Genomic DNA, 26,199 nt, shown 5'->3' with positions numbered 1-26,199 from the left:
TGGGGTGAACCACGACCAGATTCCCACAAATATCGACACAGATCTACAATGAGTTGTGTCGATTTCGTTGGGTGTTTCTGCTGAGGCGAGGCCGGCCGCTTTGGACATCGGCGGCACCTGGACGCGCGTGCGGTACGGGGACGCGACCACCCGCTTCCCGACCGAGCCGGACTACGACCGCCAGCTGGCGGCCCTGATCGCGGCCGTGCCACCGGGCGCGCCCGCGATCGGCGTGTCCTTCGGCGGCCGCGTCACCCCGGCGGGCGAGGTCCGGGTGGCCCTGAACCTGCGCGGCTACGAGGGCCGCCCGCTCGCCGCCGACCTGTCCACCGCCCTGGGCGCGCCCGTCCGGATCGCGCACGACGCGACCTGCGGCCTGCTCGGCGAGTGCTACACCGGCGCGCTGCGAGGCCACGACCGCTGCGGCTACCTGACCCTGTCCACGGGCGTGGGCGCGGCCCTGCGCCTGGGCGGCGTCTGGCTGACGACGGAGGCGGGCCACCAGCTGGTGGCGGGCAACGACCACCCGTGCGACTGCGGCCAGACCGGCTGCCTGCAGACCCTGACCGGCGGCGGCGCCCTGCACCGCCGCCTGGGCCGCCCCTTGTCGGACGTCCACGACGAGCACTTCTGGCGCGCGTACGCCGAGAGCATGGCCCTGGGCGTGGCGAACTTCGCCCTGAGCGCGGGCCTGGAGGCGGTGGCCCTGGGCGGCGCGATCCCCTTGAGCCGCGCCGAGCTGTGGCCGTCGCTGCGCGGGGCGCTCGCCCGGATCCTGACCTACCAACGGGTCACGGTGCTCCCGGCCGAACTGGGCGAGACGGCCCCACTGACCGGCGCGGCCCTCCTGCCGTCACTGCCCCCGGACGCGATCCTGCACTGAGGGTGGCGCGCTCAGGCGATCTGGCGGAGGTCGTCGCCGTAGTCGAAGATGATCCGCATCCGCGCGCCGAGCGCCTGCGCGTAGCGGCTCAACGTGGCGACCTCGTTGACGTCGAGGTCGCCGTTCTCGATCTGGCTCACCCGGCCGGGTGTCACGCCCATGAGGTCCGCCACCTGGCGCTGGGTCAGGCCCAGGCGCTTACGCTCCTCGGCGAGGTGGAAGGCGCTGACCCACGCTTCGGTGCGCGCACGTTCCTCGGCGAGCGCGTCGGCGTCACCGTCGTCCAGCTCGGCGCGAATGTCCTGCCAGTCGTGGAACTCGGTCATGAGTCCTCCCTCCGCTTGCGCTCGAAGGCGAGCCAGGTTTCGTACGCGACTTCCGCCACCGGAATCGCGCCCTTGTACCACCCCGACCAGTCTCCGGCCTTGTTGCCGGCGACCAGCAACACCGCTTGCGACCACGGGTCGAAGACGAAGAGGATGCGAATCGCGACGTCGCGCCCGGACCTCGGCCGTAGCTCCTTCAGGTTGCCGATGGCCGACCCTTGCAGGGTGTCGACCAGCGGGCGTCCGAGTCCCGGGCCGCGCTCCGCCAGCATGTCGAGGGCGACGTTAACGGAGCGGTAGGTGTCCGGGTCCGTCTGCCGCAACGCGCGCAGCCACTGCCGAACCTCGACGGTGGTCTTGATCGTCCAGCGGCTCGCGGGATCCGGGGGCACGCATCAACTATAGCTCGAGCTAAACGGCACGGGTAACTTCGATTACCAGCTGTCGTGAACGCATCGGATTTTTCGCCTGCGAGGGCACGAGACGCTTTATTGCCGTACAAACCGGACGATCGCGACTATCGTCTTATCGTGCTCACGCTCAGTGACTCCGAACTGGCGCTCGACACCGCCCGCGGGCCGGTCGCGGCGCTCCTGACGCGGCCGTCCGCCGACGTCGACCGCAATGCGGCAGTCGTGCTGTGTGCCGGGGTGGTGGGGTCCAAGGAGGACTTCGTGCCCGTGCTGCCCGCGCTGGCCGAAGCCGGGTACCACGCCTACGCCTACGACTACCGCGGTCACTACGCCCAGGTCGACGGCGAGTCGCCCGAGGCGCACACCATCGCGCGGCACGCCGAGGACCTGGTCGCCGTGCTCGAGAGCGTCGGGCGCCCCGTGCACCTGGTGGGGCACTCCTACGGCGGGTTCGTCGCCCGCGCCGCCGCGCTCGCCCGGCCCGAGCTGCTGCTCTCCGTCACGCTCATCGGGGCCGGGCCCGGGATGGACGGGGCCAAGCACCGCCGGCTGCTGTCCGGGTTCGACGCGACGCTCGCGCTGCAGGGGGCCGGGGTCATGTGGCCCGTCGTGCGGCGGCTGGTGCCCGAGCGCGACACCGACCGCCGCGAGTTCTGGTCGCGGCGGCTGGCCGGGATGCGGCTGGCGTTCCTGCACGGGGCGCTGCGTCGCTCACCGCCGAGGCCGACCGCGGCGCCGACCTGCGGGCCACGCGGCTGCCGGTGCTGCTCATGCACGGGCACCGCGACCAGCGCCTCTGGTCCACCGGGGACTTCGCCGGCTACGCCGAGCGGCTCGGGGCCGAGCTCGAGATCGTCCCGGACGCCTCGCACAGCCCCAACCTGGAGCAGCCGGAGCGCACGGCCGGGGCGTTGCTGCGCTTCTTCGCCGGCGCCGAGCGCCGCCACGCCGAGCGGCTCTTCCTCGACCTGGTCCGGCCGCGGGCGCTCGCCGACCCGTACGCCCACTACCGCACCCTGCGCGACCGTACCCCCGTGCTGCGCATCGAGCTGCCCGGCAAGACCGCCGCCGTGGTGCTCGCCCGGCACGCCGACGTGGCCCGGCTGCTGCAGGAGCCCGTCTTCGCCAGCCCCGGCGAGGACCCGGCCCGGCTCACCCCGAACTGGCGCGACGTGCGGCTCGTCCGCTGCCTGTACCAGTCCTTCGGCTGGCGCGAGGGCGCCGTGCACAGCGAGCTGCGCGCCGCGCTGGCCCGCCGGCTCGCGCCGCGCCGAGGAGCTGCGCGAGCACACCGTCGCCACCGCCGAGGCCTGCCTGGACCGCCTGGGCGAGCGGTTCGCCGGCGGCGCGGTCGTCAACCTGGCCGAGGCCCTCGCCATCCCGTTCGCGTCGCTGGTCACCGGGCGGCTGCTCGACATCCCCGACGCCGACGCGCTGCGGCTGGGGGAGGCGGCCCGGGTCGCGTCGGCGGCGTTCGAGCCGTTCATGACGCCCCGGCAGCGCACCGAGATGGCCGGCGCCGGCGACGAGATCATCGACGCCCTCGAGGCCCTGGCGGCCGAGCGGGAGGCCGGGCTGCTGCCGGTGGTGCGGCGGCTGCGGCCCGACCTCGGCGAGCAGTACCTCGGCGACCTGGCCCTGCTGTTCGGGGCCGGCTACGACTCGCCCGCCAGCCTCGTCACCCTCGGGGCGCGGTTGCTGCTGTCGTACCCCGACGAGGCGGCCCTGCTCGGCGGCGGCGACGACGCCGCGGCCGAGCGGGCCGTCGAGGAGATCCTGCGCTACGAGCCGCCGGTGCAGGTCGTCGTCCGCATCGCCACCGCCGCGGCCCGCTTCGGCGACGTCGAGATCACGCCCGGCATGGCGGTGCTCGGGCTCGTCGGGGCGGCCAACCGCGACCCGGCGTACGTGCCCAACCCCGACCGCTTCGACGTGCTGCGCCGGCCCACGCGGGCGTCGCTGAGCTTCGGCGCCGGCCGGCACTTCTGCCCGGGCGCCGCGCTGGCCCGCCAGCACGCCCAGGTGCTCTTCCCCCGTCTACTGCGCCAGTACCCGACGCTGCGCATCGCCGGCCCCGTGCGCTACCGGGCGCCCCGCACCATGCTGCGCGGTATCGAGGATCTGCCCGTCACCGTTGGAGCGTAGGAACATGCGCGTCCTGTTCACCATGAACCCGGCCCCCGGGCACCTGTTCTCGATGGTCCCGGTCGCCTGGGCCCTGCACCTGCGCGGCGACCAGGTGCTCGTCGCGGTACCGCAGCCGCTGCACCAGCAGGTCCGACGGGCCGGCCTGACCGCGGCTGTCGTCGGCGGGGACGCCTCGTTCTTCGAGCTGTGGCCGTCCGGCCGCGACCTCGGCGGGAACGAGGAGCTCGACCTCGACGTGTTCGTCGCCCTCGCCGAGCGCACCCGCGACGACGTCGACGCCCTGGTGCGCGCCTGGCGGCCCGACCTCGTCGTCACCGAGCCCGTCAAGTACGCCGGCCCCCTCGCGGCCACGCGCGCCGGCAGCCCCCAGTGCTGCAGCACTGGGGGCTGCCCGTGCCCGCGCAGGTGCACCGGGCCGCGCTCGGCCGGGTCGCGGAGCGGCTGGCCCGGCTGCACGGCGGGGTCGCGGTCGACCCGCCGGCGCTGACGATCGACACGTGCCCGCCGAGCCTGGGCTCGGTGCCGGGCGGGACGCCGATGCGCTATGTGCCGTACAACGCCGCCTGCACCATCCCCGAATGGCTGCTGGAGGCCCCGGGCCGCCCGCGGGTGTGCGTGTCGATGGGCACCGTGCCGATCCCCGAGGGCGTCGACGGCCTCACCGCCGCCGTGCACGGCCTGGCCGGTCTCGACGTGGAGATCGTGGTCTCCGGCGCCGGCGTGCACAACCTCGCCGGCCTGCCCGACCGGGTACGCCGCATCGGCTGGATCCCGCACAACCAGGTGCTGCCCGGCTGCGCGCTCTTCGTGCACCACGGCGGGTCGGGCAGCTCGATGGCGGCCCTGACCGTCGGCCGCCCCCAGCTGCTCATGGCACCCCTCTGTGTCAAGAGAAGGCCAGGGCCGGTGTTCTAGAGTGGGCTCTAGCGGGTCCGGGAAGTGGCTTGTCCGAAGTGCTGGCTGTCGGGATTGAGCCGGCCGCGCTGGATTGCAGAGTCGCTCCCGTTTGCCCTCCCGGGCCCGTCCGGATCCGTTTGGCGTCGTTGACCATCTGTTGATAGACCACATTGGACAGTCGGCGTTTGAGGCTGCGCATGGCTTCCATCGGGCTCTTGCCCGCGGCGAGTTTGCGTCGATAGTAGGCACGGCCTTCGGTGTCGTTGCGGAGCTGGACGATGGCCATGATGTGCAGGACCCGGTTGATGCGCCGGTTCCCGGCCCGCGACAGCCGGTGACGCCGATGGTCACCGGAGGACGCGTCGATGGGTGCGGTGCCGTTCCAGGACGCGAAATGGTCCCGGCTGGCGAACCGGTCGACGTCGCCGACGTCACCGAGGAGCCGAGCCGCGCCGGACGGACCGATGCCGTTGAGCTGCTGCAGCGTGCTGCCGGTCGAGGCAACCAACTCGGTCAGCTGCGCGTTGGCGGCCTTGATCTTCTTGTCGATCACGGCGACCTCAGTGATCAGTTCCGAGGCCAGCTGCCGGCGGGTGCGACCGACGATGTCACGCGGCCGGACCGTGCTGAGCAGGGCACGGGCCTGCGGCGCGGACAGGAACTGCTTCGCCCCGCCGGGCACGAGCTCGAGCAGCAGCTGGTGCAGCCGGTTGAGTGTTTCGGTCCGAGCCCGCCCCAGCGCGTCACGGCGATCGACAAGCAGCTTCAACGCCACCGTGGTGTCATCGACCGTGACCTGCCGCAACCCGGCCGCGCGTAGGGCGGCGACCGCCACGCAGTGGGCGTCGGCGGGATCGGTCTTGCGGGACTGGTTGGTATCGAAGAGCCTGGCCCGCGCGGACAGTTTCGCGGGCACGTCCAGCACGGTCTCGCCGTCGGCGACCAAACGCTGAGCGATGTGCCGGCCGATGCCATTGCAGCCCTCGACCGCCCAGACCCGGTCTTTGTGCTGCCGGCCCAGCTTGAGCATCGCCTGGTAGCCGTCGCGGTCCGTGCCGAACCGGCCCTGCGCCAGGACCTTCTCCCGGCCGTTGATGATCTCGATGGTCGCGGACCGCTTGTGCGGGTCCATGCCGATGATGACGCGTGCCATGCCGTCCCTCTCGATCCGACGATCCAGGTGTCGGCGAGGAGGGCAGCGCTACGTCGAGCAGGGCAGACCCCTCTGGAGCCTCTCCGCGCCACGGCGACCGGCAGGACGCACGCCATGAGTGAGCCACACCAACCGCTGTGGGCAGCCGCGATGCGAGCGACCCCACCGGTCACCTCGACCAAGCCTGGCCGGGCTGCGGTCGTAGGTCTAGTCAATACGTAGCCGCAGATGTGCGACCAGTTCGCGATCGCCGAGCGCCTCACCGCGGCCGGCGCCGCCCGGGTCGTGCCGTTCCCCTAGCGCTGCGCGGAGGCCGTGCGCATCGAGGCCGCCAAGCTGCTGTCGGACGACGGCTACCACGTGCGGGCCGCGGAGCTGGCGGCCGAGATCGCCGCGATGCCGTCGCCGTCCGCCGTCGCCGAGACGATCGCGCGTACTGCTTAGGTAGTACGACCTCGCGCGGACGACGCGGGCCCGCGGCGCGCCTAGCGTCACCGATCGTGACGAGTAGCAGTGGTACCGCGGCCGTCCGGGCCGCCGATGTGGTGAAGGTGTACGGGCGCGGCGACACCGCCGTGCGGGCGCTCGACGGGGTCGGGGTCGAGTTCGCGGCCGGGGAGTTCACCGCCGTGATGGGGCCGTCCGGCTCCGGCAAGTCGACGCTCATGCACTGCCTCGCCGGGCTCGACGCCGTCGACGGCGGCTCGGTGCGCATCGGCGGCACCGAGATCACCGGGCTGTCCGACCGGGCGCTCAGCCGGCTGCGGCGCGAGCGGGTCGGGTTCGTGTTCCAGTCGTTCAACCTGCTGCCGACGCTCACCGCGGAGCAGAACATCACGCTGCCGCTCGACCTCGCGGGCCGCAAGCCCGACCCGGGCTGGCTGCGCGAGCTCGTGACCACGCTCGGCCTCGCCGACCGGCTCCGGCACCGGCCCGACGAGCTCTCCGGCGGCCAGCAGCAGCGGGTGGCGTGCGCGCGGGCGCTGCTGAGCCGGCCCGACGTCGTCTTCGCCGACGAGCCGACCGGCAACCTCGACTCGCGCACCGGGGCCGGGCTGCTGGAGTTCCTGCGCCGCAGCGTGCGGGAGCTGGGCCAGACGATCGTCATGGTGACCCACGACCCGGTCGCGGCCGGGCACGCCGACCGGGCGGTGCTGCTCGCCGACGGGCGGATCGTCGACGAGATCCACCGGCCCGACGCGGACTCGGTCCTCGCCGGGCTGCGCCGGCTGGGGGGCTGACGTGCTGCGCACCGCGATCGCCGGGCTGCGGGTCCGGCGCCTCGTACCCACCCTCGTCGCCGTGGTACTCGCGGTGGCCTTCGTCGCCGGGACGCTCATCTACCGCGACACGGCTCAGGCCGCGCTCTACGACGAGTACGCCCGCTCCGCCCGCGACGTGGGGGCCGCCGTCACCGCCCGCGGCGACGCCCGGCTGGAACCGTCCACTCTGGACCGTGCGCGGGCCGACGCCGGCGTGGCCGCGGCCGACGGGCGCCGGGCCGAGCGGCTGCCGCTGCTGGACCGGCGGGGCCGGCTCGTGACCGACCTCGGCGAGCCCGGCTACGGCGTCAACGCCGGCACCGTCGCGCGGCTGCGGCCGTACGACGTCCACAGTGGACGGCGGCCGGAGGTGGCCGGCGAGGCGGCGCTCGACGCGCGGACCGCCGGGCGCATCGGCGTCGCGGCCGGCGACGAGATCACCGTGATCGACGCGGGGGAGGGGCGGCAGCGGCTGCGCGTGGTCGGCCTCGTCGACGTCACCGGCTTCCGCGGCGGGCGCACCTCCACCGTGGTCGTCACCGACGCCGAGCTGACCCGGCTGACCGGCGCCACCGGCTACCGCGAGGTGGTCGCCGCGCTGCGGCCGGGCGCCGACGCGAACGCGGTGCGCGACCGGCTCGGTGCCGGTTCCGACGCGCGGGCGCGCACCGGCCGGCAGCTGCGCGACGACCTGGCCAAGGCCGCCTCCGGGCAGCTCGGCGGGCTGCTCGTGGGCCTGGGCCTGTTCGCGCTCGTGGCCGTGCTCGTCGCCGGCTTCGTCATCGTCAACACGTTCACCATCCTCATGGCCCAGCGGCTGCGCGAGACCGCGTTGCTGCGCTGCGTCGGGGCCGGGCGCGGGCAGGTGTTCCGGCTCGTGCTTGCCGAGGCGGCGCTCGTCGGCGTTGCCGGCGCGGTGCTCGGCACCGCGCTCGGCGTGCTCGTCGCGCTGACCCTGTCCCGGCTCTCCCCGCTGCTCGGGCTGCCGGCCGGCGGCGTGGTGCTGACCGCGCCGCCGCTGCTGGCCGGGACGGCCCTCGGCCTGCTGGTCACCGTCGGCGCCGCGGTCGCCCCGGCCCTGCGGGCGGCGCGGGTCCGGCCGATGGCGGCGCTGCGGGCCGCGGTGCCGGAGTCCGGAGCATTCCGGCGTACCACGCTGGTGCTGGCCGGGCTCGCCGCGCTGGGCGGCACCGCGCTCACCGCCGCCGGGCTGCGCGGCACCGGCGGGGTGCTCGGGGCCATGGTGCTGGTGATGCTCGGCGGCATCGGCAACTTCGCGGCCCTGCTGCTGCTCATGCCCCGCCTCGTCGGGCCGGTCGTGCGGGCGCTCGGGTGGCTGCCGGGGCGGCTGTTCGGGGTACCGGCGAAAATGGCGGCGGCCAACGCGGCCCGCCACCCGGGGCGGACCGCGGCCACGACGGCGACCCTGCTCATCGGCGTCGCGCTGATGGCCGGCGGCGGGACCGTCGCCGCCACCGCCAACCGGACCGCCGACGCCCAGCTGAACCGGGCGTTCCCGGTCGACTACCTGCTCACCCCGTCGGTACCGGGCGACCTGGTGCCGGCCGCGGTCGCGGGCGAGGTGCGCGCGGCCGGCTTCCCGGTCGTCGCGCCGGTGCGCCAGGGCCAGGCCGGCGACGTGCTGGTCGGCACCGTCGACCCGCAGGCGTACGCCCTCGCCGCGGGGCTCGGCCCGGGTACCGCCGTCGTGGCCGCCGCCGGCGAGGTCCACGCCACCGCCGGGGAGCGGCTCGACCTCGTCGCCGGGGACCGCCGGCTCACCGTGACCGTCGCCGCGGTCGCGCAGAGCTCCAGCCTCGTCGGCGACGTGGTGGTGTCGTACGCCGACTTCGCCGCGCTGTTCCCCGGCGTCCACGACGACGCGCTCGTGCTGGTCAAGGCCGCCCCCGGGCAGTCCGCGGCGGCCGCCCGGCAGCGCCTCGACGACACCCTCGCCGCCCACCCGCTGGTGCAGGTGGCGGACCTGGCCGAGGTCCGCGACGAGCGCAACGCCGAGATCCGCCAGATGGTCGCGATCATCGCCGCCCTGCTCGCCTTCGCGCTGGTCATCGCGGTCATCGGGATCGGCAACACGCTGTCGCTGTCGGTGCTGGAGCGGGCCCGGGAGTCGTGGCTGGTGCGGGCGCTGGGCCTGACCCGCGGGCAGCTGCGCGCCACGCTGCTGACCGAGGCGCTGCTCATGGCCCTGGCCGGGGCGCTCGGCGGGGTGGCGTTCGGGGCGCTGTACGGGTGGCTCACGGCGAAGGCGGCCTTCGGGGCGGTACAGCCGCTGCTGAGCGTGCCCGTGGGCCAGCTGGCCGGGTTCGTGGGCCTCGCGGCCGCCGCGGCCGTGCTCGCCGCGGTCCTGCCCGCCCGGCGCGCCGCCCGTGCCTAACCTAGGGGACGTGAGGGCGAGACTGTTCGACATCGGGGTCACGGCGTGCGTGCTGGCGCTGCTGTACCTTGAGCGCGATCTCGCCCGACCGCCCGCCGTCGCCGCGATCCTGGCCGCGATGGCGCTCGCGCTGCTGTTCCGGCGCGCCTACCCGGTGCCGGTGGCCGTGGTGGTCTGCGGGCTCGCCCTCGCGCAGCTGGCGGTGCGCCCGGCCGTGCGGATGGTCGACATCGCCGCGCTCATCGCGATGTACTCCGTGGTGAAGTACCAGCCAAGGCTGTTCTGGGGCGTCGTGGCCGGCGCGGGCGCGGGGGTCGGGGTCGTGCTGGCCGCCGCGACCGAGCGGCGCAACGGCGGCAACTTCTGGACGGTGTTCGCCGTGCTCGGCGCGATCACCGTCGCCGCCTGGGTGACCGCCTTCTCGGTGCGCACCCGCCGGCTCTACGTGGCCTCCCTCGAGGAGCGGACCGCGACCCTGGAGCGCGAGCGCGACCATCTCGCCCGGCTCACCGCCGCCGACGAGCGGGCCGCCATCGCGCGGGAGCTGCACGACGTCGTCGCCCACAGCCTGAGCGTCATGATCGTGCAGGCGGACGGCGCGGCGTACACCCTCGATCCCGCGGCGACGCAGGCGCGGCAGGCCCTCGACACCATCGCGGCCACCGGCCGGGACGCGCTCACCGACATGCGCCGGGTGCTGTCGGTGCTGCGCGGGCCCTCCGCGGACGATCGGCGCCGGGTGGGCCTCGCCGACGTGGCCGAGCTCGCGGCCGCCTCCGGGCTGCCGCTGCGCGTGCTCGGCGCGGCGGGGCCGCTCGGGGCGGCCGAGGAGCTGACCGCGTACCGGATCGTGCAGGAGTCGATGACGAACACGCTGCGGCACGCGGGCGCCGGGGCGACGCTGACGGTACGGCTGGAGCGCGCCGGCGGCCGGCTGACGATCACGGCCACCGACGACGGCCGCGGGCCCGCGCCGGCCGGCGAGCCCGGGCACGGGCTGGTGGGGATGCGGGAGCGGGTGGCCATGCACGGCGGGACGTTCGCGGCCGGGCCGCTCGACGAGGGCGGGTGGCAGGTGCGGGCCTCGATCCCGGTGTCCGGATGATCCGGCTCTTCGTCGTCGACGACCAGGACCTCGTCCGGGCCGGGTTCCGGATGATCCTGTCCGCCCAGCCCGACATGACCGTCGTGGGGGAGGCCGGCGACGGGGCGGAGGCGCTGCGGCTCCTGCGGGACACCTCGGCCGACGTGGTGGTCATGGACATCCGCATGCCGGTGATGGACGGGGTCGCCGCGACCGCCCGGCTCGCCGCCCGCCCGGACGCGCCCCGGGTACTGGTGCTTACCACCTTCGACACCGACGAGGACGCCTTCGCCGCGCTGCAGGCCGGGGCGAGCGGGTTCCTGCTCAAGAACGCGCCCCCGGCCGACCTGCTCGCCGCGATCCGGGTGGTCGCGGCCGGCGACGCCGTCGTGGCGCCCAGCGTGACCCGGCGCCTGCTGGACCGGTTCGTGGTGCCCGCCCCGGCGCCAGCCCGGGCCCCGGCCGGGACCGGCCGGCTCGACCTGCTCACCGACCGGGAGCGGCAGGTGCTGCTGCTGGTCGCGGAGGGGCTGTCGAACGCGGAGATCGGCGAACGGCTGCGCGTCGCCGAGACGACGGTCAAGACCCACGTCGGGCGGGTGCTGACCAAGCTGGGGCTGCGGGACCGGGTTCAGCTCGTGGTGCTCGCCTACGAGACCGGATTGGTGCGTCCATCGGTCTGAGTCTTGCGAAGATGAGTCTAGATATTGCGCGCTCGTGTCGCTGGCGTTACCGTCCCTCTTGCACCGACCAAACCGCCGACCGGTGCATCCCCCGTTCAGCGCACTGAGTAAAGGCCCCCGCCGCCGCCAACCGGGGGTCCGACCGTGCGCCCGCCCGTCGAAAGTTGGCACCCCCATGCGCATTCCCAGATTGAGGCCCAGGGCGCGGACCGCGGCCCTCGTCGCCGGCGCCGCCCTGGCCGCCGCCGGCGCGGCCGTCTACGTCGCGACCCCGGCCCTCGCGGCCGCGACCGGCGGCGTGGGCGCGACCCTGCCCTACGTCGAGGTACAGGCCGAGAACGCCTCGACCAACGGCACCGTCATCGGCCCCAGCGCGGCTTACAACACGCTGCCGGCGGAGGCCTCGTACCGCAAGGCCGTCACGCTGCAGGGCCAGGGCAAGTACGTCGAGTTCACCACCCCGGTGGCGACGAACTCGCTCGTGTTCCGCTACAGCATCCCGGACACCGCGGGCGGCTCGGTCTACACGGCGCCGCTGTCGCTGTACATCAACGGCACGCGCAGCACGAACTTCACGCTGACGAACGCGTACAGCTGGTACTACAGCAGCTACCCGTTCAGCAACCAGCCGGGCAGCAACCCGCACCACTTCTACGACGAGGTCAACCGGCTGTTCCCGACCACCTACCCGGCCGGGACGAAGTTCAAGCTGCAGGTCGACTCCGACTCGACCGCGTCGTCGTACACCGTCGACTTCGCCGACTTCGAGAACGTCGGCGCGGCGCTGGCCCAGCCGTCGGGCTCGGTCTCGATCACCAGCAAGGGAGCCGACCCGACCGGCGTGCAGGACTCGACCGCCGCGATGAACTCGGCGATCGCCTCGGCCGGGGCCGGCGGCACCGTGTGGATCCCCGAGGGCACGTTCAAGATCCTCGGCCACGTCGCGGTCAACAACATCACCATCAAGGGCGCCGGCATGTGGCGCTCGCGCACCACCGGTGACCGCATCGGCTTCTACGGCAACTACGCGCCGACGCCGAGCAGCAACGTGCACCTGTCGGACTTCGCCATCTTCGGCAACGTCCAGGAGCGCAACGACTCCGACCAGGTCAACGGCATCGGCGGGGCGATGAGCAACTCCACCGTCGACCGGGTCTGGATCGAGCACACCAAGGTCGGCGCCTGGATGGACGGGCCGTTCGACAATCTGGTGATGAGCGGGCTGCGGCTGCGCAACTTCACCGCCGACGGCGTGAACTTCCACAACGGCGTCACCAACTCGCGGGTCACCAACAGCGACGTGCGCAACGCCGGCGACGACGGCCTGGCCACCTGGGCCGAGCAGAACGCCGACGCGAACGACTCGTTCGACCACAACACGGTGCAGTACCCGATCCTGGCCAACGGCATCGCGATCTACGGCGGCCACGACAACTTCGTGACCGACAACCGGGTCGTCGACGCCGGCCTCACCCAGGGCGGCGGCATCCACGTCGCGCAGCGCTTCGCCTCCACGACGCTGGGCCGCACCGACGTGCTGCGCAACACGATCATCCGCTCCGGCAGCCTCGACCCGAACTGGCAGTTCGGCGTCGGCGCGCTGTGGTTCGACGCCCGCGACGGCGTGATGAACGGCCTGACCAACGTCGACAACATCCTGATCCAGCAGAGCCCGTTCGAGGCCATCCAGTTCGTCTCCGGCTCGAACATCTCCAACGTGAAGATCAACAACGCGACCATCCAGAACACCGGCACCTGGGCGATCCAGGAGCAGGTCGGCGGGGCCGCGACGATCAGCAACTCCACCGCCACCGGCGTGCAGGCCCCGGCCGCGATCTACAACTGCGGCGTCGGCTTCACGCTCACCGACGGCGGCGGCAACAGCGGCCTGTCCACCACCGCGTGCTCGAACCTGCAGAACCCGACCTTCCCGCCGTACCTGCCCGACAACGGCTCGAGCATCAACATCAGCCCGGCCGCGGTCGGCTTCGGCTCGTTCGTCACCGGCTCGACCAGCGCCGCCCAGGCGGTCACGGTCACCAACTCCGGCAGCGGCGCGGCCCCGGTCGGCACCATCGCGGTCAGCGGCGACTTCGCCCAGACCAACAACTGCGGCAGCAGCATCGCCGCCGGCGCGTCCTGCACCGTGAGCGTCACGTTCCACCCGACGGCGGCGGGCTCGCGCACCGGTACCCTCACCGTCACCGCCTCGGGCATCACCAACACCGTGCCCCTGTCCGGCACCGGTGTCGCCCCCGGCCCGATCGTGAACGCCAACCCGGGCAGCCTGAGCTTCGGCGGTACCGTCGTGGGCACCTCCGCGGCCACCCAGGCCGTCACCCTCAACAACTCGGGCACCACGGCGGCCACCGTCTCCGGCATCGCGACCTCCGGTGACTTCAGTCAGACCAACACCTGCGGCAGCAGCATCGCCGTGGGCGCGTCCTGCACCGTGACCGTCAAGTTCACCCCGACGGCCTCGGGCTCGCGCACCGGTTCGCTGACCGTCACCAGCAGCGCCAACAACAGCCCGACCGTGGTGGGCCTGACCGGCTCCGGCATCGGTACCGACACCAACATCGCGCTGAACAAGACCGTCACCGCCAGCAGCCAGGTCAACGGCACGCAGGCGCCGAGCACCGCCACCGACGGCAACGCGGCCACCTACTGGGAGAGCAACAACAACGCCTTCCCGCAGTGGGTGCAGGTCGACCTCGGCGCGACCAGCAGCATCGGCAAGGTCACGCTGAAGCTGCCGCCGGACACCGCGTGGGCCACGCGCACGCAGACGCTGTCGATCACCGGCAGCACCGACGGCACCAACTTCAGCACCCTGTCGGCCTCGGCCGGGCGCACCTTCAACCCGGCCTCGGGCAACACGGTCGCCGTCACGGTGCCGGCGACGAACGTCCGCTACGTGCGGGTGAACGTCACCGCCAACACCGGCTGGCCGGCCGCGCAGCTGTCGGAGCTCGAGGTGTACCCGAGCGGTGGCGGCACGCCCAACGCGCCCGTGCTCAGCGCATCGCCGGCCTCGCTGACGTACGCCTCGCAGGCGCTCAACACCACCAGCGCCGCGCAGTCGGTCACGATCACGAACACCGGCACCGCGGCGGCCTCGGTCTCCGGGGTCAGCGTCTCGGGTGACTTCGCCCAGACCAACAACTGCGGCTCGATCGCCGTCGGCGCCTCGTGCTCCGTCAGCGTGACCTTCCGCCCGACGGCCTCGGGCACCCGCAGCGGCACGCTCACGGTCACCAGCAACGCCAACAACAGCCCGACGACCGTCGCGCTGAGCGGCACCGGCGCCGGCGGCACCACGCCGACGGACCTGGCCGCGGGCAAGGCGACCGCCGAGTCCGGCCACAACGACGTGTACCCGTCGGGCAACGTCGTCGACAACAACCAGAGCACCTACTGGGAGAGCGCCAACAACGCCTTCCCGCAGTGGGTGCAGGTCGACCTCGGCTCGGCGCAGAGCGCGTCGCGGGTCGTGCTGCAGCTGCCGGCCGGGTGGGGCGCGCGCACCCAGCGCATCCAGCTCCAGGGCAGCACCAACGGCTCGTCGTTCACGGAGCTCAAGGCGGCGGCGGACTACAGCTTCACGCCGGGCGCCAACAACACCGTGACGATCACGTTCACGGCGAGCACGCAGCGGTACTTCCGCCTCACCTTCACGTCGAACACGGGCTGGCCGGCCGGGCAGCTCTCCACCTTCCAGGTGTGGAACGTCTGAGGCTTCTCCCTTCGGGCGGCGTCACCGGGGCCTGCGGGCTCCGGTGGCGCCGCCTCGCGTCATGAGGCTTACACGCGGCTCGCCCGCGGCTTCGGCGCCGTCCCCCGCGCGGCGTCCTCGCGCCGTCCCCCGCGCGGCGTCCTCGCGCCGTCCCCCGCGCGGCGTCCTCGCGCCGTCCCCCGCGCGGCGTCCTCGCGCCGTCCCCCGCGCGGCGTCCTCGCGCCGTCCCCCGCGCGGCGTCCTCGCGCCGTCCCCCGCGCGGCGTCCTCGCGCCGTCCCCCGCGCGGCGTCCTCGCGCCGTCCCCCGCGCGGCGTCCTCGCGCCGTCCCCCGCGCGGCGTCCTCGCGCTGCCCCCCGCGCGGCGTCCTCGCGCTGCCCCCGTGCGGCGTCCTCGCGGGGTACGGGGTTCGGTGAACCCTTGACATAACTATTGACGGCCCTGAAGGATTACGCGCCGTGGCGGCGCAGCAGACGCATCCCCGCGACCTGTGGCGGCGCTTGAGCGGCACCGCCCGCCGGGTCGCCGAAACGCTGCGCCTGTACGGCCCCCGCACCCGGGCCGAGCTGGTCACCCTGAGCGGCCTTTCCCGCCCCACCGTCTCGGCCGTGCTCACCGACCTCGGCGGCGCCGGGCTCGTCAGCGAGAAGGTCGGCGCCGCCGCCCGCCCCGTCGGCGGCCGCCCCGCCTCCGTGGTGCAGCTGACCCGCCGCGCCGGCATCGCCGTCGGCGCCGACATCGGCCGCCGCCACGTGCGCGTCGCGGTCGCCGACCTCGGCCACGCGGTCATCGCCGAGCGCGGCTCCCGCACCGACTTCGACATCGACGACCGCCCGGCCGACGCCCTCGAGCTAGCCGTCGGCCTGATCGACGCCGCACTCGGCGACATCGGAGCCACCCGCGACGACGTGGTCGGCGTCGGCCTCGGCGTGCCCGCACCGATCACCCGCGACTGGCGCATCGGCTCGCCGCCGATGCTGCCCGGCTGGGCCGACCTGCGCCCGGCCGACGAGCTCAACGCGCGGCTCGGACTGCCCGTGCGGGTGGACAACGACGCGAACCTGGCCGCCCTCGGCGAGTACGTCTGGGGCGCCGGCCGCGGCTGCACCGACCTCGTCTACGTCAAGCTCGCCACCGGCATCGGCGCGGGCATAGTGCTGGACGGCCGGCTGTACCGCGGCGCCGCCGGCACCGCCGGCGAGCTCGGCCACGTAACCCTGGACGCGCGCGGCGCGGTGTGCCGGTGCGGCAACCGCGGCTGCGTCGAGCTAGCCGTCGGCGGCCGCGCCCTGCTCGCCAACGCACGCCAGAGCCACCCGGAGCTGCACGACCTCGGCGGCCTCATCGCCTACGCGCATGCCGGCGACCCCGGCTGCCGCCGCCTCATCATCGACGCGGGCACGCAGCTGGGCTACGCCCTGGGCAACCTCGTCAACCTCATCAACCCGCAGCGGGTACTGCTCGGCGACGAACTGGGCGCCGCGACCGACCTGCTGCGCGCCCCGCTGCAGCGCGGCCTGGCCGAGACCGCCCTCGCCGCCGCGGCGGACGCGGTGGAGGTCGTGCAGAGCGCACTGACGCCGCGGGCGGCCGCCCTGGGCGCGGTGGCGCTGGCCCTGGGCATCGACACGGTGCCCTTCGCCACCGCCGACCAGGCCTAGCTGGCCTTCGACGGGGGCGGGCCGCGCGACGGCAAGGTGCCGCCGCGGTGGCCACCGACCCCGGCGTCGTGCACTTCACCGCGGACGGGGCCGCCTCGAGCGCGTGGCCGAGGCGAAGCGGAACACCGGCGACGGCGTCGGGGCCCTGCAGTTTGATCCGCGAACGCCTCGCCGGTCGGGACGATTGCGCTTCACTCCCGCCGGTATGTCAACCCGGCGTGCGTGTTCCGAGGCATGTTGATCTATATAATGAACGTCACGCGATCGGTTCGGGTCACGTTGCGGAGGTGGGGTACCACCGGCGCGGGCTGCGCCAGCGTCGAGCAGGATTTCGAGCAGCTGGACAGCGCCTTCCACCTACCGGGTTCCGGGTCCGGCTCCGGCGACATGCGCGAACAGGTGTCGGTGATGCTCGTCGTGATGAGCGCCGTCGATGCTCAGACCCAGGCGAACAGCGCCCGCCTCGGCGAGGTCATGTCCCGCCGCAGCGTGATCACCGGTCCGTCGTTCGAGGCGGCCGGCCGCCACCCGGCGAGTACCCCCCGCGTCCTATGCTCGAAGGACCGTAGGAGTCACGATGACCGCGACAGAAGAGACGACGGCGGCGTCCGGCCGGATCGTGACCTTCTATTCGTACAAGGGCGGTTGCGGCCGCACGATGACGCTGGCGAACGTGGCCTGGATCCTCGCCAGCAACGGCTACCGGGTGCTGGTCGTCGACTGGGACCTCGAGTCGCCCGGCCTGCACCGCTACTTCCACCCCTTCCTGCTCGACAAGGAGCTGCGCAACTCCACGGGCGTGATCGAGATGCTCACCGGATTCGTCACCGCCGCGCTGCAGCCCGACCGCCCCGGCGAGGAGGGCTGGATCGATGCGCAGGCCCAGGTGCTCGACCGCGCGGTATCGCTGGAGTGGCGGTTCGCGGGCAAGGGCGGCATCGATCTACTGCCCTCCGGACGGCAGGACCAGGCTTACGCCGCGGCGGTCGGTACCTTCGACTGGCCGAGGTTCTACCACCGGCTTCCGGGCGCGGCCTTCATCGACGCCATGGCGCGCAACATGCGCGAGCACTACGACTACGTGCTCGTCGACAGCCGGACCGGCCTGAGTGACGCGGCCGGCGTGTGCACGGTGCTGCTGCCCGACGTCGTGGTCAACTGCTTCACGCTGAGCATCCAGAGCGTCGACGGCGCCGTCGCGGTGAGCGAGTCGATCCGCAACCAGCGCCTCGGCCGCCCGCTGCGGTTCGTGCCGGCGCTGATGCGGGTGGAGGATGCGGAACAGGTCAAGCTCGAGATCGGCCGTGACCATGCGCGCCGGCGCTTCCAGCCGTTCCTGGAGCACCGTAACGCGGACGAGGCGAACCGGTACTGGGGCGACGTCGAGGTGCCGTACAAGCCGTTCTTCGCCTACGAGGAGATCCTCGCGACCTTCGCCGAGCGGCCGCGCCTGGAGACCTCGCTCCTGGCCGCCTACGAGCGCCTGGCCGGCGTGCTGACCGACGGCGCGGTGCGCGAGATGCCGGCCATCGACGAGCGCGAGCGGCGGCACTGGCTGGGCAGGTTCGAGCGGCCGCGGCCGAGCGGCACGTCCGGTGTGCTCATCAGCTACACCGCCGTGGACCGGATGTGGGCGGAGTGGATCCGGCAGCGGCTGCTCGACATCGACATGCGGGTGACCCTGCTGGACATCGACTCCGTCACCGGTCCGCACTTCGCGACCGAGGTGGAGCGGAGCCTCGCCGAGGCCGGGCGCACCCTGGTTCTGCTCTCCAAGGACTATGTCTCCTCGCCGCAGGCCGTGCCGCTGTGGCACCTGTTCGAGGGCCGGACGGCGGGCGGGTTGTCCCCGCTGGTGCCGATCCGCCTGGACAGCACCCGCATCGCACCGCCGTTCACCGAGCGCCTGCCCGTCGACCTGGCCGGCCTTCCGCGCGATCGCGCCCACGAGGCGGTGCTGGGCGCGGTCGGCGCGACCGCGGACGCGGTCGGCCGGTCCGCCGCGACCGACGTCGGCACCGGTCCCCGCTTTCCGGGCGCCCTGCCGGCGATCTGGAACCTGCCCCAGCGCAACGCGGCCTTCACCGGCCGCCGTGACACCCTCGACCGGCTGCGCGACCGGCTGTCGGCCAACATCACGGTGGTCGTGCCACGGGCCCTCTACGGCCTCGGCGGCGTGGGCAAGACGCAGGTGGCGATCGAGTACGCGTACCGCTTCGCCGCCGATTACGACCTCGTCTGGTGGATCTCCGCCGAGCAGGTCGCCCAGGTCCGCTCGGCGCTGGGCGAGCTCGCCAGGACGCTCAACCTGCAGGAGGCCGACTCCCTCGGCGAGAGCGTCCGGATGGTCCGCGAGGCGCTGCGCCAGGGTCGCCCCTCGCCGCGCTGGCTGCTGATCTTCGACAACGTCGGCGAGCCCGAGACGATCCGGGAGCTCCTGCCGCAGGGCTCCGGGCACGTCCTGCTCACCTCCCGCAACCAGGAGTGGGCGCAGGACGCGGAGGTCGTGGAGATCGACACGTTCACCCGGGCCGAGAGCGTCACGCTGCTGACCCGCCGGCTCCCCGGGCTGGCCGTCGAGGCCGCCGAGGCCGTCGCGAGCCGGCTCGGCGACCTGCCCCTGGCGATCGAGCAGGCCGCCGCCTGGCTGTCGGAGACGGGAATGCCGGTGGCTCGGTACCTCGAGCTGCTCGACACGCAACCGCTGCGCATCCTGGCCGAGAACCCGCCGGTCGGCTACGAGGGCACGACGACCGCCACCTTGCGGCTGTCGCTCGACCAGCTGCGCAGGCAGTCCCCGGCGGCAGCCAAGCTGCTGGAGATCTGTGCCTTCTTCGCGCCCGAGCCGATCCCGACCCGGCTGCTGTACACCCCCGCCTTCACCCAGCCGCTGCTCGAGTACGACCCGGCGCTGCACGACCCGATCCGCCAGGGCCGGCTCATCCGCCGGATAGGCCGATACGCGCTCGCCTCCGTCGACTCCGGTCACACGGTGATGCAGATCCACCGGCTCATGCAGGCCGTGATCCAGGGCAGCCTCACCGATGAGGAGCGCGAGGAGAACCGCCGCCACGTCCACCGGGTGCTGGCCACCGCCGAGCGCACCGACCCCGACGAGGTGGCGAGCTGGCCCGCGTACGCCCGTCTGCTGCCCCACGTCCGCGGCTCCCAGGCCCACCACTCACCGGACCCGGCCGTCCGCCTGTTCGTGGCGGACGTGGTGCGGTACCTGTGGGTCCGGGGGGACTTCTCCAGCAGCCAGGAGCTGGCCGAGGAGACGGTCGAGATCTGGCGCGGCGACCCGCGCATCGGCGAGGACCCGGTCACGCTGCTGCTCGACTTCCACCTCGGCAACGCGCTGCGCTCCCAGGCCGAGTACGACCGGGCCCTGGAGATCGACAACCGGGCCCTGGAGCTGCTCAAGCAGCAGGTCGAGGACCAGGATGACCCGTACATCGTCATGACCGCGGGCGGGGTCGCCGCGGACCTGCGGGCCCTGGGCCGCTACGACGAGGCGCGCGAGCTGGCCGAGGACACGTACTCCCGGGCCCAGCGCACCTTCGGCGACGAGCACGACAAGACCCTGCTGGCCGCGAACAACCTCGCGGTGTCGCTGCGGCTGGTCGGGGACTTCCGGGCTGCGGCCGCCTACGACGAGGACACGCTGGCCCGCCGCCGCAGCAACTTCGGCGACGAGCATCCCCACACGTTGCTCGCGGCCAACAACTACGCGCACGACCTGCGGGCCCTCGGCCGCTTTCTGGAGTCACGGCAACTGCTGGACGGCACCCTGCAGATCTACCGGAGGGTCCTGGGCGACTCGGCGCCGGCGACCCTGCGCGCGGCGAAGAACATGGCCGTGACCCTGCGCAAGCTCGGCGACATCCGCGCGGCGCAGCAGCTGACCACCGACACCCTGCAGCGGTACCGCGACCTGCACGGCGAGGGGCATCCGGACACCCTGTCGTGCCTGATGGACGCCGCGTTCGAGGAGTCGGCGCAGTTCCGCAACGAGGAGGCCGAGCGCGTCGCCCGGCAGGTACTGGCCGGCTACGAGGGCTTCTTCGACGAGCGCCACCCGGTCCGTCTCGCCGCGCTCAACAACGTGGCGATCCTCGCCCGGATCAACGGCCGGCTCGCCCATGCTCGCGCCTTGTCCGAGCAGGCCTGCGAACTCTTCGAGCAGGCGCTGGGCCCAATGCACCCCTACACGCTGCTGAGCCGGATCAATCTCGCAAACACCGTGTTCGATGCCGGGGACGTGAAGGGCGCCCGGGCCATCGATGAGGACGCATGGTTTGCGCTGACGCAGGTGCTCGGGTCCGACAACCCCGACACCCTGGCCGCGGCCTGGAATCTCGTGGTGACGCGCCGGGCGGACGGCGATCAGGCGAGCGCGGCCGAGCTTTTCGCGATCACGCTCGCGCGAAGCGAAGAGACGCTCGGCCTCGACCACCCCAACGTCGCGGTGCTGAGGCACGGGCGTGAGCGCCTCAACTGTGACATCTCGCCGCCGCCCACCTAGGCGACGGCGTGTGCGGTGGACGGAGGTCGCTACAGCGCGGAGCCGAAGGCCGAGATCGGCAGCCGGTCGTGCTCCTCCGGGTTGAACAGGCGCTTCATGACATTGTCGAGGGTCGTTGTCGCGGAGTCGCCGGACTCCGACAGCAGGGTCTGCAACCGCACCTCGGCAAGGTCCAGCAGACCGTCCTGGACGTTGTCCGGCGTGGCGATCTTGTCTGGTTGGGACATGCTTTCCACCTTGAGGGAGAGTCGGATTTTCCGGGCGCATACCTGGGCAACACTGCCGCGCCGTAATGGGAAGACCGTCTTGGAAGTATTACACAGTCAGCCCGTCGCGGTCGGCTCAGTGGCAAGTCGCCGGAGCAGATCGGTGACCGGCGCTGAGTGCCCGGCATCGAAGAACGTCAGCGTGGCCGCGCGCAGGAGTTCGGGGCGGCGCCGCAGCAGCCGGGTGGCCGGGTCGGCGCGCCCGGCGACGGTGCGGGCGACCGCGAGGCCGATCCAGGACTCGTCGTCGGCGGGGTCGGCATCGAGGCTGGTCAGGCAGTAGTGCTCGGCGCCCGCGGCGTCGCCGGACAGCAGCAGCGGCCCCGCCGGATGCGGCTCGGCGGTGGGCGGCGCGTCCGGATCGAGCCATCGACGCAGGTCTCCGAGGAGGCCCGGGGCGTCGACCGGGCCACGGGCCGTGCCGGCGCGGATCTCGCCGTGCTCGGCGATCGGGCCGGCCGCGGTGCCGTGGTCCATGAGGGCCGTGAGGCGTTCGATCTCGCCCGTGCTCGCGTGCGCGTTGAGCAGCAGCCAGCGCGTGGTCTGGGCGGTCATGTACCAGCGGGTGCGGGCGGCGATGCCGGACGCGACCGGCTCGTCCTGCCAGCCGTCCAGCGTGGCGCTCAGCGCCCGCGCGAACCGGTCTCCCGCCGGGGTCAGCTGACCGCTGCCGAGCAGCGCCGCGATGGCGGTGCGGTTCATCGCGCGCCAATAGGCGAACTGGGCGGCGGCCCGGCGCTGGTCGGCGCCCGGGTCGTGCCGGCGCCGCCGCCAGAAGTCGGTGACGCCGGCGTGCGCGTACACGCCCTGCAGCAGCGCGGGGGCCGGGCGCGGGTCGAGCCGCCACGGGGCGTGGAAGCCGGGCGCCGCGTCCGGCCCGGGGCGGTCGACCAGGTCGACCAGGTCGAGCAGGGCGCCGAGCTTGGCGTGCATGTACTCGTGGATGAGCAGCAGCGCCAGGTCGGCCGCGTCGTCGGGGATCGAGGCGGCGATCGCCCCGGCCGTGTGGCGCGACGCGGCGCTGATCAGCGTGCCGCCCTCGGGCGTGGCCAGGGGCACGATCGCGCGCAGGCTGTGCCGCAGGCCCTCGGCGTGGCCCGGATGGTCGCGCCGGATGAGCCGCCACGCGTCGGTCAGCAGCTTCTCCAGGTGCCGGGCGCGGGCCTCGGTCAGGTAGGGCAGCGGCCGCCAGTCGTAGCAGTGCCGGTACGGGTCGAGGTCCTCGATCGCCAGGTGCCAGCCGCCGTCGAGCACCACCGTCCGGCGCGGCCGCCAGCCGGGGCCGTCCAGCGCCACCTCGGTGCCGCCGGCGCCGGTGATGAGCACGCTGCTCGCGGTACCGACGACGCGGGCCGGTCCCGGTCCGAGCCCGGTGGCGCTGCCCAGCCCGGGAATGCCGGCGGCGCCGTCGACCGTCGGCACCGTCAGGCCGAACGAGAGCCCGGCCGCGATCGCCGCCGCGGCCGCGTAGGCGTTGAGGTGCCCGAGCAGCCCGGCGAGGTCGTCGCCGTCGTCGCCGTCGGCCAGCCGCTGCAGGCACAGCGTCGCCCACGCGTCCAGGTGCGGCAGGGCGAGCACCCCGGCGACGGCGGGCTCGGCCGCCTCCTCCGCCCGGGTGATGAGCTCGGCCGCCCCGGAGATGGGCGTCTCGTGCCGGGAGCCGCGCGCCGCTCGCAGCACCATGGCGATCAGGGCCTTGCGCTTGGCCAGCTGCCCGGCCGCGAGCACGGCCATCGCGCCGGCGTCGCCGTACCCGGCGGCGATGCCCGCGAACTGCTCGGGGCGCAGGCGCAGCCGCTGCGTCGTCACCGGCCCGCCGCGGCCTGCGCCAGGTCGGCGCGCACGCGGGCGCCGATGTGGTTGATGAGGGCCAGCAGGTCGGCGCAGTACACCGAGGGGTTGTCGAAGCCGTTCGTCTCGCGGTACCGGTGGGCGCGCAGGCCGCCGCCGCACACCTCGACCACGGGGCACGCCCGGCACTCGGCGGACAGCACGTAGGGCGCCGCGACGGCCAGGTGGTCCAGCACGTCGTCGAGGCTGTGCCCGGCCACGCCGAGCCCGGTGGCGGGGCCGCCGGCGACGGTGGTCTTGAGCGCGTCGGACTGCTCGTAGGCGCCGTCGGTCTCGATCGTCACGATGCCGGGCGCCTCGCCGCCGATGGTCTCGGTGCCGCTCGGGAGCCCGAACAGGCGGGCGATGATCGACTCGAAGGTCCGGATGCGGGTCGGCTCCGGCCGCCGCCCGTACCAGCGCTCGAAGACCTGGATGAGCCAGTCGCCGTAGGCCCGGGGCCGGTCGTGGTGCGGCGGCGGGGTGGTCCAGTTGCCGTGCGGCAGCAGCAGGTCGACCCGCGGCGGGCGGAAGGCGATCAGGGCGTCGAAGACCTCGCCGGGGTCGTTGTCGACGTCGATGGTGCACAGCAGCCCGCCGTACACCGGAGCATGCTCGGGGCGCATGAGCAGCTCGATGCCGGCGGCGACGCGGTCGAACGAGCCGCGGCCGTTGGCGTAGCGGCGGTGCCGGTCGGTCGCGGCCCGGCCGCCGTCGACGCTCACCCCGACGCGGACCCCGTACTCGTGGAACAGCTCCAGGAAGCGCCCGTCGAGCAGGATGCCGTTGGACTGCATGGCGAAGCGGACCGGCGGGAACGCCTCCCGGATGCGCCGCAGCGCCGCGGCGAGGCCCTCGTGGCCGGCCAGCAGCGGCTCGCCGCCGTGCAGGACCACCTCGAGCGCCTGCAGGTCGTGGGCCCGGGCGTGCTCGGCGATGCGGTGCGCGACGTGCTCGATGGTCGCCGGGCTCATCGTGGTCGGGCGGGTGCGCCAGCTCTGGTCGATGCTCTCGTACATGTAGCAGTAGTCGCAGCTCAGGTTGCATCGACTGTGAATCTTGAGGATCACCTGACGCGTCGGTTGGCCCACGTGGCCATTGTCCCACCGGAAAGTGATCACCTCCGGTACCTGTCCGTGACGCGACGATTACCGCACACTGGAGGTCCATCGATGGATGGCGGTCGAGGGGGAACGTGTGGCTGTACCGGAGTGGGGTGGCTCCCGCACCAGCGTGACGATCGTCCGAGCCGTGTTCGTGGTCATCGGGATCATCGCGTTCGTGCTCGGTCTGATCGGCATGCACGACTTCCGTGAGGCCCAGGGCGAGCACCCGCTCGACGTGTTCTATTTCGTGCTGCAGTTGTACGTCCTGGGCTCCGACCCGCTGCAGAACGGCGGCCCGTTTCCGTGGTCGCTCGAGGCGGCGCGCATCCTCGCCCCCGTGTTCACCCTGGCCACGGTCGTGGAGACCGGGCGGCTCCTGCTGGCCACCGAGGTGCGCCGGTTCCGCTCGCGCACCGCCCGCCGGCATGCCGTGGTCTGCGGTGACACCCCGTTCGCGCAGGCCCTCGCCCGCCAGCTGTTCAACAAGGGGGAGCGCGTCGTCCAGGTGCGCGCCACCCCGTTCGGGCCGCTCGAGCTGCGCCACCGGCGGATGCTCGGCGTGTCCGGCGACGCGCGGTCGGCGGCGGTACTGCGCGCGGCCGGGCTGCGTCGCGCGCGGTACCTCTACGTGTGCGGCGGCGACGATCAGATCAACCATGCCGTGGCGGTCGCGGCCGGCACGGAACTGCAGCTGCGCGACACCTCGCCGTGGATCTACGTGCAGGTACACCGGCAGTCGACCTGTCAGCTGCTGCAGGCGCGGCGCCTCGGTGCGGCCGGAACCAACCGCTTCCGGCTCGACTACTTCCACGTCGACGATGTCGCCGCGCGGCGGCTGTACCAGGACCACCCGCTGAGCCGCTCCGATCGGCCGGTGCGGCTGGCGATCGCCGGCGACGGCTCGTTCCCGCGCGTCCTGCTCGTGGAGACCGCCCGGCACTGGCGCGCGCTCGGCGGCGCCGGCGACGGCCTGCGCATCGACCTGATCGCCCGCGACGCACGCCGGATCAAGGCGGACCTGATCGCCCGCTTCCCGTTCCTCGAGCACGTCTGCCAGATCGAGGCCCACGACGAGACGGTCGACACGTGGGTGCCGCGGGCCGCCCGCCCGCGGCGCTACGACCGCATCTACCTGTGTCACCACGACGAGCAGGCGATGCTGGAGATGGCGCTGCAGAGCCCCGACCTGTGGCACGCCGTGACCGACAAGGTGTTCGTGGCGACGTACGAGAGCGCCGCCCTGGCGGACGCGTTCCACGGCGGGGAGCACAACGACCTTCTCGACGAGGTCGGCGGGCGGCTGCAGGTGTACCCCATCCTCACCCGCGCGTGTGACGCGCCCCTGATCACCGACGATCTCACCGAGCGCCTGGCCAAGCAGTTCCATCGGCGGTACCTCACCGTGAACGGAGGTCACGGAAGCCCCGCCAGCGGCGTCGAGTGGGACCAGCTCTCGGAGTCGATGCGCAACGCCAACCGGGCCCAGGTGCAGGGGATCGCAGCCAAGATGCAGGTCCTGCAGTGTGTCATCGCGGTGCGTAACGGCGAGGACGCGGTGATCACCGAGGACGAGATCGAGCGCCTGGCCGAGCTCGAGCACGAGCGCTGGTGCGAGGAGCGCGAACGCCACGGCTGGCGGCCCGGCCGGCGGGACGACGGCCGGCGCCGCCACCCCGATCTGGTGGGCTGGGCGCAGCTCGGCGAGGGCAGTCGCGAAAAGGCGCGCGACGCGGTTCGCTCGATGTCCGACATGCTGGCCGACGAGGGCTTTACTATCGTGCGGCTCAACGAGCCGATCGGGGTCGCAGCGTAGCGGCAACTGAAGGGGAGAAA

18 protein-coding genes and 1 pseudogene are annotated in these 26,199 nt (G+C 73.3%); 13 read left to right on the top strand and 6 right to left on the bottom strand.

The window, feature by feature from the left end:
• Window positions 1–55: 55 nt before the first annotated feature.
• On the top strand, window positions 56–883 hold the full coding sequence (locus ACPPVO_RS46530) for an ROK family protein (protein ID WP_426505210.1): 828 nt from the start codon (window positions 56–58) through the stop codon (window positions 881–883).
• Between the two features lie 11 nt (window positions 884–894).
• Here the strand turns inward: ACPPVO_RS46530 and ACPPVO_RS46525 are convergent, their stop codons facing one another.
• The gene (locus tag ACPPVO_RS46525; protein WP_426505208.1) at window positions 895–1,209 is read right to left on the bottom strand and encodes a helix-turn-helix domain-containing protein; all 315 of its coding nucleotides are present in this window, start codon (window positions 1,207–1,209) and stop codon (window positions 895–897) included.
• Window positions 1,206–1,601 (bottom strand): type II toxin-antitoxin system RelE/ParE family toxin, encoded by a 396-nt coding sequence (locus tag ACPPVO_RS46520; protein WP_426505206.1) that lies wholly within the window; start codon window positions 1,599–1,601, stop codon window positions 1,206–1,208. The genes ACPPVO_RS46525 and ACPPVO_RS46520 overlap by 4 nt, the downstream gene beginning before the upstream one ends.
• A 138-nt stretch (window positions 1,602–1,739) precedes the next feature.
• On the opposite strand from ACPPVO_RS46520, the gene ACPPVO_RS46515 reads away from it, so the two are divergent.
• The 3 genes and pseudogenes from ACPPVO_RS46515 (at window position 1,740) to ACPPVO_RS46505 (ending at window position 4,685) form a co-directional block, all read left to right on the top strand.
• Window positions 1,740–3,767, top strand: coding sequence for a cytochrome P450 (locus ACPPVO_RS46515; RefSeq protein ID WP_426505204.1), 2,028 nt, complete (start codon window positions 1,740–1,742; stop codon window positions 3,765–3,767).
• A gap of 4 nt (window positions 3,768–3,771) precedes the next feature.
• Window positions 3,772–4,337 (top strand): annotated as a pseudogene (locus tag ACPPVO_RS46510) (hypothetical protein); the annotation flags it as partial.
• 54 nt (window positions 4,338–4,391) lie between these two features.
• Window positions 4,392–4,685: a glycosyltransferase gene (locus tag ACPPVO_RS46505; RefSeq protein WP_426514815.1), complete on the top strand. Its 294-nt coding sequence runs from the start codon at window positions 4,392–4,394 to the stop codon at window positions 4,683–4,685.
• On the opposite strand, the gene ACPPVO_RS46500 is transcribed toward ACPPVO_RS46505, so the two are convergent.
• Entirely contained in the window at window positions 4,657–5,820 is a 1,164-nt protein-coding gene (locus ACPPVO_RS46500) for an IS110 family transposase (protein WP_426505202.1), read from the bottom strand. The genes ACPPVO_RS46505 and ACPPVO_RS46500 overlap by 29 nt on opposite strands.
• A gap of 315 nt (window positions 5,821–6,135) precedes the next feature.
• On the opposite strand from ACPPVO_RS46500, the gene ACPPVO_RS46495 reads away from it, so the two are divergent.
• From ACPPVO_RS46495 to fxsT, 8 genes are all read left to right on the top strand, one after another.
• Window positions 6,136–6,264, top strand: coding sequence for a hypothetical protein (locus ACPPVO_RS46495; RefSeq protein ID WP_426505201.1), 129 nt, complete (start codon window positions 6,136–6,138; stop codon window positions 6,262–6,264).
• A gap of 56 nt (window positions 6,265–6,320) precedes the next feature.
• A complete protein-coding gene (locus tag ACPPVO_RS46490; RefSeq protein WP_426505199.1) occupies window positions 6,321–7,061 on the top strand; it encodes an ABC transporter ATP-binding protein in 741 nt (246 codons plus the stop codon).
• Between the two features lies 1 nt (window position 7,062).
• The gene (locus ACPPVO_RS46485) at window positions 7,063–9,477 is read left to right on the top strand and encodes an FtsX-like permease family protein (protein ID WP_426505197.1); all 2,415 of its coding nucleotides are present in this window, start codon (window positions 7,063–7,065) and stop codon (window positions 9,475–9,477) included.
• Between the two features lie 10 nt (window positions 9,478–9,487).
• Window positions 9,488–10,582, top strand: a complete 1,095-nt coding sequence (locus ACPPVO_RS46480; protein ID WP_426505196.1) for a sensor histidine kinase — start codon at window positions 9,488–9,490, stop codon at window positions 10,580–10,582.
• Window positions 10,579–11,244, top strand: coding sequence for a response regulator (locus tag ACPPVO_RS46475; protein WP_426505195.1), 666 nt, complete (start codon window positions 10,579–10,581; stop codon window positions 11,242–11,244). Before ACPPVO_RS46480 ends, ACPPVO_RS46475 begins: the two co-directional genes overlap by 4 nt.
• Window positions 11,245–11,419: 175 nt before the next feature.
• A complete protein-coding gene (locus tag ACPPVO_RS46470; RefSeq protein ID WP_426505193.1) occupies window positions 11,420–14,980 on the top strand; it encodes a choice-of-anchor D domain-containing protein in 3,561 nt (1,186 codons plus the stop codon).
• A gap of 456 nt (window positions 14,981–15,436) precedes the next feature.
• On the top strand, window positions 15,437–16,639 hold the full coding sequence (locus ACPPVO_RS46465) for an ROK family protein (protein WP_426505192.1): 1,203 nt from the start codon (window positions 15,437–15,439) through the stop codon (window positions 16,637–16,639).
• A 577-nt stretch (window positions 16,640–17,216) separates the two neighbouring features.
• A complete protein-coding gene (fxsT, locus tag ACPPVO_RS46460; RefSeq protein ID WP_426505190.1) occupies window positions 17,217–21,164 on the top strand; it encodes an FxSxx-COOH system tetratricopeptide repeat protein in 3,948 nt (1,315 codons plus the stop codon).
• 29 nt (window positions 21,165–21,193) lie between these two features.
• On the opposite strand, the gene ACPPVO_RS46455 is transcribed toward fxsT, so the two are convergent.
• From ACPPVO_RS46455 to ACPPVO_RS46445, 3 genes are all read right to left on the bottom strand, one after another.
• On the bottom strand, window positions 21,194–21,391 hold the full coding sequence (locus ACPPVO_RS46455) for a hypothetical protein (RefSeq protein ID WP_426505189.1): 198 nt from the start codon (window positions 21,389–21,391) through the stop codon (window positions 21,194–21,196).
• Window positions 21,392–21,487: 96 nt separating this feature from the next.
• Window positions 21,488–23,239 (bottom strand): HEXXH motif domain-containing protein, encoded by a 1,752-nt coding sequence (locus ACPPVO_RS46450; protein WP_426505188.1) that lies wholly within the window; start codon window positions 23,237–23,239, stop codon window positions 21,488–21,490.
• A complete protein-coding gene (locus tag ACPPVO_RS46445) occupies window positions 23,236–24,351 on the bottom strand; it encodes an FxsB family cyclophane-forming radical SAM/SPASM peptide maturase (protein WP_426505186.1) in 1,116 nt (371 codons plus the stop codon). The genes ACPPVO_RS46450 and ACPPVO_RS46445 overlap by 4 nt, the downstream gene beginning before the upstream one ends.
• A gap of 160 nt (window positions 24,352–24,511) precedes the next feature.
• Here ACPPVO_RS46445 and ACPPVO_RS46440 point away from each other — a divergent pair, with 160 nt between their 5' ends.
• Window positions 24,512–26,179, top strand: a complete 1,668-nt coding sequence (locus ACPPVO_RS46440) for a RyR domain-containing protein (RefSeq protein WP_426505185.1) — start codon at window positions 24,512–24,514, stop codon at window positions 26,177–26,179.
• Window positions 26,180–26,199: the final 20 nt, after the last annotated feature.

Source organism: Dactylosporangium sp. McL0621 (assembly GCF_049995355.1).
Lineage (GTDB): Bacteria > Actinomycetota > Actinomycetes > Mycobacteriales > Micromonosporaceae > Dactylosporangium.
Note: the sequence above shows the minus strand (reverse complement) of the source record. Positions and strands in the feature narration are given on the sequence as shown.

What these genes read in the sequence shown, in the direction of transcription:
- fxsT (WP_426505190.1), top strand. Translation starts at nt 17,217, where the DNA reads ATGACCGCGACAGAAGAGACGACGGCGGCGTCCGGCCGGATCGTGACC.
- ACPPVO_RS46500 (WP_426505202.1), bottom strand. Translation starts at nt 5,820, where the DNA reads ATGGCACGCGTCATCATCGGCATGGACCCGCACAAGCGGTCCGCGACC.
- ACPPVO_RS46525 (WP_426505208.1), bottom strand. Translation starts at nt 1,209, where the DNA reads ATGACCGAGTTCCACGACTGGCAGGACATTCGCGCCGAGCTGGACGAC.
- ACPPVO_RS46470 (WP_426505193.1), top strand. Translation starts at nt 11,420, where the DNA reads ATGCGCATTCCCAGATTGAGGCCCAGGGCGCGGACCGCGGCCCTCGTC.
- ACPPVO_RS46455 (WP_426505189.1), bottom strand. Translation starts at nt 21,391, where the DNA reads ATGTCCCAACCAGACAAGATCGCCACGCCGGACAACGTCCAGGACGGT.
- ACPPVO_RS46505 (WP_426514815.1), top strand. Translation starts at nt 4,392, where the DNA reads ATGGGCACCGTGCCGATCCCCGAGGGCGTCGACGGCCTCACCGCCGCC.
- ACPPVO_RS46475 (WP_426505195.1), top strand. Translation starts at nt 10,579, where the DNA reads ATGATCCGGCTCTTCGTCGTCGACGACCAGGACCTCGTCCGGGCCGGG.